At 61.7% G+C, this 12690-nt stretch carries 15 protein-coding genes and 1 tRNA gene; 4 read left to right on the forward strand and 12 right to left on the reverse strand.

Translation table 11 applies throughout. The annotated features are described in order from the left end of the window. Together QRO91_RS19285 and QRO91_RS19290 are read left to right on the forward strand one after the other, a co-directional pair. Positions 1-320: hypothetical protein (locus QRO91_RS19285; protein ID WP_285310523.1), on the forward strand; the 320-nt coding region annotated here is incomplete at its 5' end. A gap of 419 nt (positions 321-739) precedes the next feature. Next, the gene (locus QRO91_RS19290) at positions 740-1459 is read left to right on the forward strand and encodes a hypothetical protein (protein ID WP_024956731.1); all 720 of its coding nucleotides are present in this window, start codon (positions 740-742) and stop codon (positions 1457-1459) included. A gap of 77 nt (positions 1460-1536) precedes the next feature. Here the strand turns inward: QRO91_RS19290 and QRO91_RS19295 are convergent, their stop codons facing one another. From QRO91_RS19295 to QRO91_RS19345, 11 genes are all read right to left on the reverse strand, one after another. Then, positions 1537-2562, reverse strand: a complete 1026-nt coding sequence (locus QRO91_RS19295; RefSeq protein ID WP_006375900.1) for an ArdC family protein — start codon at positions 2560-2562, stop codon at positions 1537-1539. A 68-nt stretch (positions 2563-2630) separates the two neighbouring features. Then, positions 2631-2846 (reverse strand): hypothetical protein, encoded by a 216-nt coding sequence (locus QRO91_RS19300; protein ID WP_024956732.1) that lies wholly within the window; start codon positions 2844-2846, stop codon positions 2631-2633. 118 nt (positions 2847-2964) lie between these two features. Next, complete coding sequence (locus tag QRO91_RS19305; protein ID WP_032963370.1) at positions 2965-4896, reverse strand: DUF5906 domain-containing protein; 1932 nt, start codon at positions 4894-4896, stop codon at positions 2965-2967. A 69-nt stretch (positions 4897-4965) separates the two neighbouring features. Next, positions 4966-5148 carry a ribbon-helix-helix protein, CopG family gene (locus tag QRO91_RS19310; protein ID WP_141098938.1) on the reverse strand — a complete coding sequence of 61 codons (183 nt, stop codon included), beginning with the start codon at positions 5146-5148 and terminating at the stop codon, positions 4966-4968. Between the two features lie 490 nt (positions 5149-5638). Continuing rightward, positions 5639-5902, reverse strand: coding sequence for a hypothetical protein (locus tag QRO91_RS19315; RefSeq protein ID WP_006375902.1), 264 nt, complete (start codon positions 5900-5902; stop codon positions 5639-5641). A gap of 9 nt (positions 5903-5911) precedes the next feature. After that, the gene (locus QRO91_RS19320; RefSeq protein ID WP_006375905.1) at positions 5912-6163 is read right to left on the reverse strand and encodes a hypothetical protein; all 252 of its coding nucleotides are present in this window, start codon (positions 6161-6163) and stop codon (positions 5912-5914) included. Continuing rightward, positions 6156-6812: a DNA N-6-adenine-methyltransferase gene (locus QRO91_RS19325; RefSeq protein WP_049400621.1), complete on the reverse strand. Its 657-nt coding sequence runs from the start codon at positions 6810-6812 to the stop codon at positions 6156-6158. The genes QRO91_RS19320 and QRO91_RS19325 overlap by 8 nt, the downstream gene beginning before the upstream one ends. Before the next feature lie 107 nt (positions 6813-6919). Further along, on the reverse strand, positions 6920-7273 hold the full coding sequence (locus QRO91_RS19330; protein ID WP_012480712.1) for a hypothetical protein: 354 nt from the start codon (positions 7271-7273) through the stop codon (positions 6920-6922). A gap of 105 nt (positions 7274-7378) precedes the next feature. Then, positions 7379-8110: a hypothetical protein gene (locus QRO91_RS19335; protein ID WP_006375976.1), complete on the reverse strand. Its 732-nt coding sequence runs from the start codon at positions 8108-8110 to the stop codon at positions 7379-7381. After that, the gene (locus QRO91_RS19340) at positions 8110-9633 is read right to left on the reverse strand and encodes a site-specific integrase (RefSeq protein WP_012480713.1); all 1524 of its coding nucleotides are present in this window, start codon (positions 9631-9633) and stop codon (positions 8110-8112) included. Before QRO91_RS19340 ends, QRO91_RS19335 begins: the two co-directional genes overlap by 1 nt. A gap of 83 nt (positions 9634-9716) precedes the next feature. After that, positions 9717-9806, reverse strand: a tRNA-Ser gene (locus QRO91_RS19345). A gap of 124 nt (positions 9807-9930) precedes the next feature. On the opposite strand from QRO91_RS19345, the gene QRO91_RS19350 reads away from it, so the two are divergent. Continuing rightward, a complete protein-coding gene (locus QRO91_RS19350) occupies positions 9931-11004 on the forward strand; it encodes a DUF4241 domain-containing protein (RefSeq protein WP_197650502.1) in 1074 nt (357 codons plus the stop codon). A 54-nt stretch (positions 11005-11058) separates the two neighbouring features. Here QRO91_RS19350 and QRO91_RS19355 read toward each other — a convergent pair whose 3' ends face one another. Continuing rightward, positions 11059-12051, reverse strand: coding sequence for a LysR family transcriptional regulator (locus QRO91_RS19355; RefSeq protein WP_049429058.1), 993 nt, complete (start codon positions 12049-12051; stop codon positions 11059-11061). 127 nt (positions 12052-12178) lie between these two features. On the opposite strand from QRO91_RS19355, the gene QRO91_RS19360 reads away from it, so the two are divergent. After that, the coding region (locus QRO91_RS19360; protein ID WP_285310524.1) for an FMN-dependent NADH-azoreductase at positions 12179-12690 on the forward strand (512 nt) is incomplete at its 3' end.

Raw genomic sequence — 12690 nt, forward strand, 5'->3', positions numbered from 1 at the left:
GCGATGATTCTGCCCACAACTCAAAACCAACAGGGAAATGTATGGCAAGGAAGAAGAGTTCATCGGCCGCAGGTGCCGCGATTTCGACCGGCGGCGGAGCCGTCGCTGGCGCAACTTCTGCGATCCTCGGCGTAACCAGTGGTGCAGCGGCCGGGACCGCCGGTGCAGCCGCCGTGACCTCCGGCTTGGCAACCGTCGGGAGCGTTGTGGGCGGTGGCATGCTTGCTGGACTGGGGGTGGTCGCGGCTGCACCAATTGCGGGTGGTGCGGCGATGTTCGGCGTCTACAAGCTCTACCAGCGCATGGCATCCAAGAAGTAACCGCTCTGCCTGGCCCACTGCCACAAGCGGTTTCCCTCTACGTCGCGCAGGCTTCGTCAATGTCTGCAAGTGGCCATCCAAGCTAGCAACCTTGGTGGCCGCTCTTACCAACTTGTGGCTCAAGCCCTTGGACCAAAAGGCCACGTTGACCTCAATGCCCCGCTGGCGCAGCCAGAGTGCGGCGTGACGCTCAAACCCGAGCGCACTGAGGCCGTTCATGCAGGGCTAGCAGCCGGCGGAGTGCGGTGCAGTCCGCGCCTACACGTTGGGATGCACGATGGGTTCGCGCATGCTCGATAGCACACGGATCGGAATTTCTGTTACTGCACGTAGATCAGACTGGCCATTTCTTCCCCTTTCTCTCTCGCCCCTCCGCGTCTGGCAAGGAATCTGAAACCGGCAAGCTCTCCTGTCGTGCAATGTTCCTGATCGACATTCAACCTGTGATGATGTGGGAACGCTCTCCCTCAACCTGCCAAACCGTCTACGGAACTGGCAAAATTGCAGGATCACTCACAGGGGGAAATTGGATGTCCGACACAACCTACAGCCACCGCATCCTCAAGACTTATGGCCTGCTGGTGGACTTCGAAGGTAAACCACGCCTCAAGAACGTTCCGTCGCCTCTAACCGGTCAAAAGAAGGCAAAGGAGACGATGGAAAAGTGGACGCAGCGAGTGCTGGGGGATGAGGTCAGCAAGGTCCGCGTCTACCGACCGGCACGCGTTAAAAGTGACACACTCATTGCCAGCCTTACAGACACGCACGACGCCAAGCTGGTGCGTGACATTGTTCGCGGCGCCGTTCGCAAGAAGAGCAAATCAGCGAAAGCAAAGATTGAAGAGATCAAGGTGGAGCACGCCGCCGAGCTTAGAAAGCGCGGAGCCACCGCGAGAGAACTTCGGAAGGCACACGAAGAAGACCTGTCGGGAAAGCTCGATGATATCTTGGCTGCGACGGCCTATCTGCCGTTAGACGACCTTCAGGACTTGGTGGTGGAACTGGGAGAGGACTTGAGCCCATCGGTCCGCAACTGGGCACTTGCCCTGGCTCCGGCCAAGGATGCTGACGAGGTTTCCGTCATCGACGTTCTCAAGCAGATGCTCCTGCGCATGGACGTGCTGTCGAAGAATAAATAACCAGAATTTGTCAGCCACTGTCGCGCACCCTGCTGCCTCCCGACAGGCGGGTGCGCGTTCAGTCGCTTGTTCACGAATCAAACTGCCAAGTTCAGGCGCGCCCCTCTTGCCTTGAAGCGCGATCGAGACCGGTCGTTGGCAGCATGTTTTTCGATCTCATGCAGATTGGCCGCCACGGACTGCCGCTGCTGCTCAACCTTCTGGAGCGGCTCTCGAACCAACTCGGGCACCTTCAGGAACTCCACCACCCGCTCGGCCGCCGCCGCGGCTCGGAAGAGCTCCCGGGGATCGTCCCGGAGGATTTGGATCCACGACTTCACGTAAGCCGCGTGCTGGGTGGGATCGTGGCCAATGCCCAGGCGTTCGCCCATCAGCATGGATGACACCTCCGCGACCAGTTCTTCCTTGGCGTAGTCGATGCTCCCAAAAGCCCCTTTCTGATCGCGGTTGAGGCGGGTGGGAAAGCCGGTCCAGTGGCCCAGTTCGTGCAACGCGGTGGCGTAGTAGCCGCTGGCCGAGTGAAAGGTGTTGCGCTGGGGCAAGTGGATGCTGTCGGTCATCGGACGGTAGAACGCTTGGTTGCCCCCGTCGTGGTGGATCTCGGCTCCGCTGTCTCTCAGCACCGCTTCGCAGGCCTGGTGAATGTCGGGCTCTGGGCGCGCGGCTGGCAGGACCAGTGCCGGCAACCCATCGATCTGCATCGCGTTGAACACGCGTGGGAAGAAGACCTTGGGGTGGGCCTTGGCGATGAGGTCGGGGTCCCCGCTCTTCTTGGCCTCCTCCACCCGCGACCAATCCCAATACTCAATCACGCTGGCCTTCTCGCCCTTGCGCACCTGAGCGCCCACGGCCGCGGCTTGCTTGTAAGTCATCCACCGGTTGTCCTGGGTGTCCCAGGCGCTCTGAAGGGCCCACAGGTGGAGCAGGTTTCCGCCCCGGTAGCTCTTGCCAGTCGTGGGGTTCATGGGCAACCCGAGGTCCACGCGGGCGTCCCAGGGTTTGAGAAAGGGACCGGTGCCCTCCTCCATCTGGCGGATCAAGCGCTCGACGACGTCGCGGGAATGGCGCTGAAGGAAGCTTTCGTTGGGGGTGGCATCGGACACGGGCAGGCTCTCCTGGAAGGCAAGGAAAGGCGCCTGTCGGCAACGCCAAGGGGGTTAGGCTGGAAACTTCAATCGTGAATGGTGACGGCGCGTCCCTGCTCCAACAGGTTCTCCAGCAAAGCCAAGGCCCGTTCGATGGTCAAAGCGGTGCCGGGGCCCCCGTCGCCCTCCTGGAGCTGCACGCGGATGCCCTCGGGGGTTCGTTGCACGGTGAAACGGGGGGACGCCGCCAGGGAGTCCTGGCGGTCCATGCTGTCGTCTACAAAGGCATCGGAAGGGGTCATGGTTTCAGCATGCGACAGGATACGGATTTGGCAAGTCCGGGCTGGACCGTTAGCGTCACCGACCAATCCATTGGCTAGAGCTGATACGGAAGATGGGAACACGGATTTGGCCCCGCCTTTACGACCGCCGTTGGCGCGCATCCCCATCTCCCACCTTTCCGCCACCTTGGGTTTCGATGCTTTCTCGGCCCGCCAACGGCTCACCGAACAGCGCACGAATCTCCAGTTCATTGATACGTTCCTGCAGCTGGAGTTGGATTGCCTTGGCTCTGGTGCGCCCTGCCTCCTCCCTCAACGCATCGGCATGGAGAGCTCCCATCTCAGCCGCCTGCTGCTGAGCGCTCAAGCGGTCGAATCGACGCTCCATCTCTTCCTGCCGAGCCCCTTGCTGTTCGAGGGTGGGCGTCACATCGGTTTCCCAAGGCTCCAAAGACTGAGAGCGCTCCTGCGCCACGCGCAGTGCTGTCACGGTCGCCGATGATCTCAACGGCAGATCGCCACAGGCCTCGCCGACGGTGGCTGCTCCGTTGATTCGCAGGCGCACGCATTCTTCCTGTTTGCCATTGATGCGACGGTTCGAGCGGGCGCCGTCGTCCAGGCCCATCTCTTTCAAGCCTCGCCAGAACTGGCGACCGGTGAGGAGATCGATGTCCGCCAGCCCTTGTCGGTAGCCCCAGTTTTTGTAGTTCTCGTAGACCTGCCGCATGGAAAGCGTGCACTCATCCGTCTCAATGCGCACCACGCGCTCGGCTTGAGCCCAAGCCATGACCTGGTCGCTGCCATGGCGGGCGGCCAGCTTCGCTGCGCGCACGGCTTCGGGCATGTCGGCGTCGGTGTCGGACAACGCCCTACCACGGGCCACGATGCGTCGGGCGCCTTCGAGCATCCAGTCCAGCACAAGCTGGCCTTCCTCTGCCAGGATGTTCTTGACCAGATCAGGGTCGTGCTGGTTGACCGGTACCGCCTTCTTCCAGTGCACGACGGTGAGGCGGCGCCACACCCCGTTGCTCTTGTCGCGGATGAAGGGGGCCGAATTGGACGTGATGATCCACTTGGCCGTGGAATGGTAGCTCGCCAGCTGCTTCTGGTTCTTCCGGTCGATGCCAATGCCATTGCCAGAGACCATCGTCTTGAACCGACCTTCGGCCCACTTCTCGCACTCCACTTCGTCCACCAGGATCAGGCTGGCGCCAATCATGGGTTCCAGGCTGAAGCGGTCGCCCAAAGTTTCAAGGTTGCAGCGGGCCACCTGACGGTGCATCGCTTCCACGATTTCCGCCAGGGTGGATTTGCCAGAACCTGCGACGCCGTGCCACCAGGCGGCCTGGCTGTAGACACCCGGCAACAGGGTCATGCCGCACTGCTCCTGGAGCAGGTCGATGACGCGCGGGTCGTCGTGGGCTTGGCGGAGGAACTTGGCGAATCGCGAGTCAGCCGGCAAAGGCTGGGGCTTGTATGCATGGCCCTGCCTGCCACCACAGGCCACCCTGACCGCGTGGGTCATGCCCAAGGCGGGATCAGGAGCGAGCACATGGAAACCGCCGGGAAGGATTTCCACGTAGCCGTCTGCCACCGGCACGATGGCCCGCTTGGCTTGGGCTGGCATGGGGTTTTTCTGGCGCAACCGAAGGGAAGCCATGTCCCAGCAGTCCTTGGCGAGCTTGGGGCTGCCCGCGAAATCGGCGTTGCGGTCGATCCAATCGGATGCCACACCCACACCTTCCGCGTCGCTGATCGCTTGCCAGTAGGTACCGTTCCAATGGTGTACGATCTCGCCGGTGCCGCTGGTGGCTTGGCACGCCCACAAGCGATCGACGCATTCGGTGGTGCGGCGGGCAAACAGGATGGGGAGCGACGGTGGCTTGCGCTGGCCCTCTCGATCAACCGAGTGGCGGTAGAGCTGCTTGTGCTCCTCTGCCTCCAGGTTGACCTTGCGGGCGGAGGCTTCCGCACCCAGGAAACGCGACGCTTCGAATGGCACGATGTTGCTTGGCTCTTCCGTCGTCGGGTTGACAGCCTTCCCTTTTGGGGACACATTGGTTGTAGACATTGTTGTTGGCTCCTCTCAAACCCTCGCCCTGGCCGGTGGGGGTTTGTCGTTGTGGGGGGACAGGCTTGCTCAGGCAGCGCGCGGGAGAGCGGTTTCCAAGGCGCGGCGAATGAACTCGCTCTCTGTCATCTCGTTTTCGGCCGCGGCGAGACGAAGGCGTTCGGCCAAGGGGCGTTTGATCCGAACGTGCTTTTTCACGCTGGCGCGGATGCTGTAAGTCGGCGGCGACGAGGGATGGGTGGCGGCGTTCACGGTGGCAACTCCGAAGGTGAAAGGTTTGGTGTGTCCCACATGGGGGACACTTCCACTCAACCACTCCAGGAGCTTTCCGCAACCCACGGTTTTTGACTAAACACGAAAACTGCGGAATCTCTCGCACTTTTTCCGGAAGCCCTGTTCTGCTGGCTTTCCCTTCCCTGCTGGTCTTCCATTAGCCAGCAGAAAGAGAAGACCAGCAGGAAGACCAGCAGCTACAAACCCTTGATTCCAAAAGCTTTGCATTCATAGAAAACCGTTCCGCTGGTCTGCTGGGTCAAAAAAGAATCGGTTTTGAAATTTGAGATACCAACACTTTCCATGCGATTTGGACGCATTTGCACAGGGGAGTTGAATCGAAAGCCAGCAAGCCAGCAGCGCACTTTTAGTCGCAGAAATCCCTTGGGATTCAACGACCTTGCACTACTGGTCTTCCTGCTGGCCTTCGATCGCTGCTGGCTAGTGGAAGACCAGCAGCCGGAAGTTCCTACTCATTTTCGGCCAAACACTCCAGTTGCTCGCGCTTGCGATCGGTCAAGAACGGATGCTGAAACTCCCTCCCGCTTTCCACCTCCGTCACCACCACGTGTTCTTCAATCGTAAGGGCGCCATGGTGCCAATCGATGGCATCCAACTCCGCCAAGGACAGTCGCGCGAATGCCTCCATTGCCTCGGACTGGGTCTGGGCAAAGACCTCAATCACCTTGCTCACCAAGTAGTCACCCCGGACGACGAATTCGTAAGTTCCCATCGGCTCCTCCTAATAGTTGAGGTGGTGGCGCATGGTTGGACAAGGCCAGTTGAGATCTTCGCGTTCGGAACCATCGGGGCTGATGACCTCCACAAAGCCGTAGATCTCCTCCAACTCGGTACGCCAGCCACCGGCATGAATGTCAGCCACTCCCATCGAGTTCAGAATCTCCAAGGCTGCCGCCTCTGAGTCCGCGTCGATTCGGATTTCCAATTCGGCCGTCGCGCGGCCCAAGACAACAACGTTCCAGCGATCAGCCATTGGAGCTCTCCTGGTTCGCCGTGGCCACCTGCCCTACCCGCTGGATGGCAAAGAACTTCCCGTGCAACGCACCGCTCGCCTGCGCTTGCTGAAGGTGATCGGCGGCGCGCTTGCCGTAAGTCACCACCAACGATCCCGACGGCGCTGCCGTGCCGGTGGTTCCGTCGGGACGCACAAACCTCAGCCTCCCACGGGTGAACAGGATCGCCGTCGCGTTGGGGTGGGAAAGCACGCAGTCGTGCATCCATCCCGTCTCCATGTTGACCGGCACCAGGGCGATACCGCCGCCGGGGTGGTTGGCCAGCTTGCTCAACCACTTCTCAATCCCTTTTCCGTAAGGCGGATTCATCCACACGAATGCCTGCTTGGGCCACGGCGTAGCCAAGCCGTCCTGGCTCGGCGGGATCATCCGGCTGGCCGTGGGTGCGGGCAGCCGCGACGGGTCTTCGGGCGTGCAAGGATCGAGGTCAAAGCCGCGCCTTCCCCCCAGCGCCCTGACGATGGCAGGCGGGGTATACCAATCGACGCTCGTGTGGGCCTTGTCGCTTGCCTTGTAGCAAACGGAGGTGAGCCGGGTGGGTTTAGCCGCTACGAGGCGCTTGGAGCGGGTTGCTGCGTTGAACGGCAGAACGTTGGACTTGGGCTGCATGAGGATTCTCCAGGCAAGGCTCCGTCAGCACGGCTGCGTTGCCGCGTTGAAGAATGGGTTTTGGGAGTTGGGCTTGAACCAGCCCGAGAGGCGCTGCTGGCGGCGGGTTACCACCAAGAGTTGTAGAACACGTCCCAACCGTCGTTGATCAATGCGCGGGCCTGCGCAATGAAGTCCAGATCTTCTTCAGCTCGATCGGGATCCGATTCACCGAAGAAGAAGCCTTGGGTATAAGGCAAATCATCGTTCAGCACAGCCTGTTCCAACGCATCAAGATCGTCCAATCCAAGGAATACGGGAACTTGGTTGAAATCGAAGGGATCAACCTGCCCCGTCCTAGCACTGTGCAACTTGAACATCCAACCATGAAGGTTCGGATGCTTTCGCCAGTAGAAAAATAGTTCTTGAGTGCGATCTCGCACATCAGTGCGGGTCTTGACCGCATACATATCGAGGCCCATCGGCTTGCTCCATCGCCCCGACCACCGAGGCGTTGGAGTAATCATCCGAACTGAGAGCCTCCATCGATACGGATATTGGAGGCCTCCAATATCCGTTAGCAGCCGTTACATTCGCCCATTGCGCTTGTCGGGCATCTTTGGAGGCGCCGGCTGCAGGCGTTCGTGCAGCGCTTGTTCGATCACCCCAGCTCGCGAGGCGTCGAGCTGCTGAGCCAGGTCCCGCAGACGGCTGGCCTGGGCTTGGGCTGCGTTGTTGAATGCGTCCACCCACTGGCGCTTGACGTCAGGGTTTTGCCAAGGCTGGGCGAAGGCCTCGGTCAGCGTGCAGACCCGAATCCCAAGCCCGATTTGCACGCCCAATGCTTGGAGCTGGCGAATTAACGCATCGCTGATGGGTTGGTCAGTCAGTGGCTCCAGGAAGAACTGCTTAGCCTTGGACCCTTTGGCCACCAGAAACGGCAGTTCTGCAGTTAGGAGGGTGTCGATCGCAACGCCCCGTTCGCTCAACGGCTTCCACAGGCCCTTAGCCTTGAGCTCGGCTGCCCAGGCCATCAACGGAACAAGGGTGGTCGAGCGCTTGCGAGTTCCCTTCACCGTGAACAGCGTCCCTTTTGGGGAGTGTTCCTTCAAGAGGTGTTGCAATTGGGCCGTGCTGATCGCCAACACCCCAGCGGCCTCATTGAAGCTCAACGCCACGTCCACCTTGGGCCGCTGTTTCGCTAGGCGCAAATGGTCTGCGATCTTCTTCTCCATCTGGCCCACGTTTTCGGTGCCAGAGAGCTTGCCGAGAAAGCGATCGATGGCGCGGCGGTAAGCATCAGCAGCAGTAAGGGCCATTAGTTCGGCTCGCTCCCCTTACGGCCGACCTTTGAAGAGCGCGCGGCAGCATTGCTGCTTCGCCGCCCGACCTTGCGCGCCGGCAGGGTGCGCAGCGCCTCCAGGTCGATTCCGTAATCTAGGACACCCAAAGCTGGCGTTCCTCCGGCACCGTTGAGCTTCTCACTCACCGTAAAGGGCCTGCTGTAAGTCGCGTGGTGTTCGTCGTCCAATTCGTGGCCGACGATTTGGGCTCGCATCTCAGAGGCCACACCGCTGCCCTGCATCTCCTGAATCACGGTCTTTCGGAGACTATGGAAACCACGTTTCGCTTTCGACCACCCACCACTGTGCTTTTGGAGGTAGTAGCTGAACGCCTTCGATATCCAGTTCCCCGCACCATTCTTCGCCTTACTGTCAGCCTGCGGAAACAATCGCCAGTCCCCGCTCTCCCTTCGTTCGGCGACGTAGTCCAAGAAACCAAGCTTGATCAGGTCGGGATGCAACGGGACGACCCGATTGGAAACATCGGTCTTCAATCGCTGATCCTCCCCCTCATCGGTAAACCGTATGCACGGGATTCCCTCCTCTTCCTTGACGTCGAGGGTAAACAGCTGCCCCACCTCACCTGCCCGGGCGCCCGTATACAGGCCCAACAAAGCCGCCCAGCGCGCTCCCGTTGAAAGCTGCTTGAAGCTATCAGGCGCGAAGAGTTGATGAACCTGATCCAAGGTAAAGGCCTGGAAGCCAAATTTTCTGCGCTTGCGCTTCTCCGCCATCGAAACGCTGACGTGACCTGCGGCGACATTGTCTCCCTTGAGCACGTAGCCTGAAGCCATTGCCCAAGTGAAGAATCCTCTCTTTCCTGCGAGGTAGCTCTGGCGATTGTTGAGCGTAGAACGCGTTAACCCGCGCTTGGCCAAATGGTCGTAGAAGCGGGCCATCTCAGGCCGCGTGATGGTGTGCAGCTCGCGCTCGGCGCCCAAGAACTCGATCAGCTCTGTCACGGGAAGCAGTTTGATGCCGACCGTTTTGACCTCGATGTCCTCGGCGGCGACTTTATCCTGCCAGATTCGCTTCGCATCGATCAGGCTGATGGTCTCAGATGGCAGGGGCTGCGCCGCCGCTGATTCCAACGGGTTTGGCCCAGCCGCCGCCGGAACTGCACCCGCATCACGGAAGTGGAACTTGCCGATTTCTTCCAGCGCCTCCATTGCTCGAGCATGGTCGGCCGCATCCGTGGTCCGAAGACGGAAGCCCGGCAAGTCAATTTCATAACGCCGGGAGCCGTTCTCCGCGACGCTGCGCAGAACATCCTCAACCGTGAGTCCCTTCTTGGTCATGCACCCATCCCTGATGGCATCGAATGCTTGAGCATAACGCTGCGCGATGGCCAAGGCAGCCACTCTTGCGCTATGCAGTTGGATGCCCAAGGGATGCTTGACGAAAGGTTTGCCGACGATACCGCGCATGTCCGTCGGAACGCGCATGCGAAACTGGTAACGACCTGTGGAAGAGCGAGTGAGATAGCTTGGTAATCGCATCGGAGTTGTGCCCCGATTTGTGCCCCAAGCCGCCCTTCAAGACCTTAAAAAATGTCGTTTAAAAACAAACACTTACTAAGGATTGGCGGAGAGAGTGGGATTCGAACCCACGGAAGGTTTGACCCTTCGCCGGTTTTCAAGACCGGTGCCTTAAACCGCTCGGCCATCTCTCCAATCGGGTCCCGGTCGCCCGGGCAGCGGCGTATTCTCGCACGTGAAGGGCATTTGCCCAAGACCACCTTGCCCCTGCCCTTCGCATCCGGCACGGTGGGGGCCTTCACCGCACTCGGAGCCGTCATGGCCCATCTCGATCTGGCCAACCTGCGCAGCTGCCTGCTGGACGACACCCAGCTGGCTGCAGTGGCCCTGCACCGCACGTTCGCCGGGCACCTGCCGGTCAGCAGCGGGCATCTGGTGGTCTGCGATCCACTGGTCCAGGCCGAGGCGCCGGCGCTGGCCGACTACACCGCCCCGCTGGGCCGGCATCCGGTCGAGATCATCGTGCACAGCGGCCGCCCGGCACTGGCCGTGGTCTGGTTCAAGCCCCGCGAAGCCCTCACGGCATCTGCCCTGCACTGGCAGATGGCGCGCTGGACCACGCAGGACCTGACCGGCCTGGATGAGGACAGCTTCATCGGCTACCCGGTCGACGCCGGCATCGGCTGTTTCATGGACACCGATACCCAGCAGGCACTGCTGGTCCTGATCGAACAGGCCAATGGCGACGAAGACAGCGCGTGGTCCGATGCCCTGATCGACCACGACGGCTTGGATGAAGGCGCCGAGTACCGTCCATGGGGCGAAGACTCCCCGCATGGGCTGGTGGTGTTCACCAGTGGCTGGGGCGATGGTGTGTATCCCAGCTACTGGGCGCTGGATACGTCCGGCATTCCGGTAGCACTGGTCACCGATTTCCTGTGCATCGAGGGCGGTGACGGGCGCGACGAGCGCGAGATTGCCGATCAGGCCTACCGCGACAGCCTTTCACCCGACGAAGCGGAGGCGCTGGCGCGGCTAGTTGCGGCCGTGGAACGCGACGATTCGGATGCGCTGCACGCCCTGTTGAAGGACGCCCCACAGCGCGCCAACCAGATCGAACCCGGTTGCGGCGGCACCGCGCTGTTCGAGGCGATCCGCTTGGACCGTCCGCAGGCATTGCGGGTACTGCTGCAGGGCGGCGCCTTGCCGGCGATGCCGGAGCGCCTGCACATGAGCAAAGTGACCAGCTACCTGGACTATGCACGCTTCCTGAAGAAGCCGCGCAGCGCGGAGCTGATGGCGGTACTGGAAGCGCCGGTAGTCGCTGCCGCCCCCACGCCGATGCCGGCACCGCAGCGCAGCTTCTGGGACCGGCTGTTCGGGCGGAAGTGATCGACCCCGGAAACAGCAACGCCGGGCATGGCCCGGCGTTACCGTTCAGCTCTCTCAGCCCGCATCCACCGCCAGCGCGCCCAGCGCACTGGCCTTGATCCGCTCCTTGGCCTTCTCGCAGGCCCCATCGCAATGCAGGCGCGAGGCCTCCAGCTGCGGCGGCAGGTGCTCGGCCAGGAAGTCGATGAACACGCGCACCGCCGGCAGCAGGCCACGGCGCGAGGCGAACACGGCATGGCACACGCCCTGCGGCAGCGACCAGTCCGGCAGCACTACTTCCAGTTCGCCATTGCGCACGGCATCGGCGCACACGGTTTCCGGCAGCATGGTGATGCCGAAGCCGTCCTTCACCATGCTCTGCAGCAGCGGGAAATCGAAGCCGGCCACGCGTGGCTGCAGGTCGACCCGGCGCACTTCGCCTTCCGGCCCATGCAGTTCCCAGCGCTGGCGCGCTTCGTCTTCGCTGATGCTGAGGGTGACGTGCTGGGTCAGTTCTTCCGGGTCCTTGGGGCGTCCGGCACGGTCCAGGTACTTCGGGCTGGCCACCAGCAGTTCCTGCACCTGGCCGAAGCTGCGCATCACCAGGCTGCCGTCGTCGTCCAGGCGCGAACGCACGCGCAGGGCCACGTCGTAGCCTTCATTGATGATGTCCACGCGGCGGTTGCTGATGTTCAGCTGCAGGCGCACCTTGGGGTACTGCTCGAGGAACTTGGGCAGCAGCTTGGGCAGCTGCATCTGCGCCAGCGACACCGGCACACTGGCGCGCACCACGCCGCGTGGTTCCGCGCTGAGGCGGTCGACAACTTCGCGGGCGGCCTGCGCCTCGGCCAGCATCGTCTGCGCGTGGCGGTGCACGCTGGTGCCGACGTCGGTGACCGCGAAACGGCGCGTGGAGCGCTGCAGCAGGCGCACGCCCAGGTCGGTCTCCAGCTGGCTGATGCGGCGGCTCAGGCGCGACTTGGGGATGCCCAGCGCGCGCTCGGCGGCGGCAAATCCACCGTGGTCGACCACCATCGCGAAGTAGTACAGATCATTCAGGTCATGCATGCCCGAGTTCCATATCTAGAACAATACGTGGCATTCAATCACCTTTATTCCGCCTTTGCAACAACCTATTGTTCTCTCCGTCGGCGGGGCTACCCCGCCCCTTCCTCCCAGAACATAGGTGACTGCCATGAAGCTTCTGCATCTCGACGCCAGCGTGCTTGGCGACAATTCCGTCTCGCGCCAGCTGTCGGCCGCCGTGGTTGCCCGCTTCACCGGCCAGATCGATGGCCTGCAGGTCGATTATCGCGATCTTGACGCCAATCCGGTACCGCATCTGCGCAGCAGCTCGCTGGCCAAGACCGACGCCGCCGAGGCGACGGATGCTGAACAGGTGATGCAGCAGTTCCTGGACGCCGACATCGTGGTGATCGGCGCGCCGATGTACAACTTCAGCATTCCGTCCACGCTGAAGGCTTGGATCGACCGCGTAGCCGTGGCCGGCCGTACCTTCAAGTACACCGAAAACGGCCCGGTGGGCCTGGCCGGTGGCAAGCGGGTGATCATCGCCAGCAGCCGTGGCGGCATCTACACCGACTCGCCGGCCGACTTCCAGGAGCCGTTCCTGCGCCAGGTGTTCGCCTTCATGGGCATCAACGAGGTCGAGTTCGTGCGCGCCGAGGGCATCGCCTACTCACCGCA

The sequence above is a fragment of the Stenotrophomonas maltophilia group sp. Smal32 genome (assembly GCF_030237085.1).
In the GTDB taxonomy this organism is placed as follows: domain Bacteria; phylum Pseudomonadota; class Gammaproteobacteria; order Xanthomonadales; family Xanthomonadaceae; genus Stenotrophomonas; species Stenotrophomonas maltophilia_Q.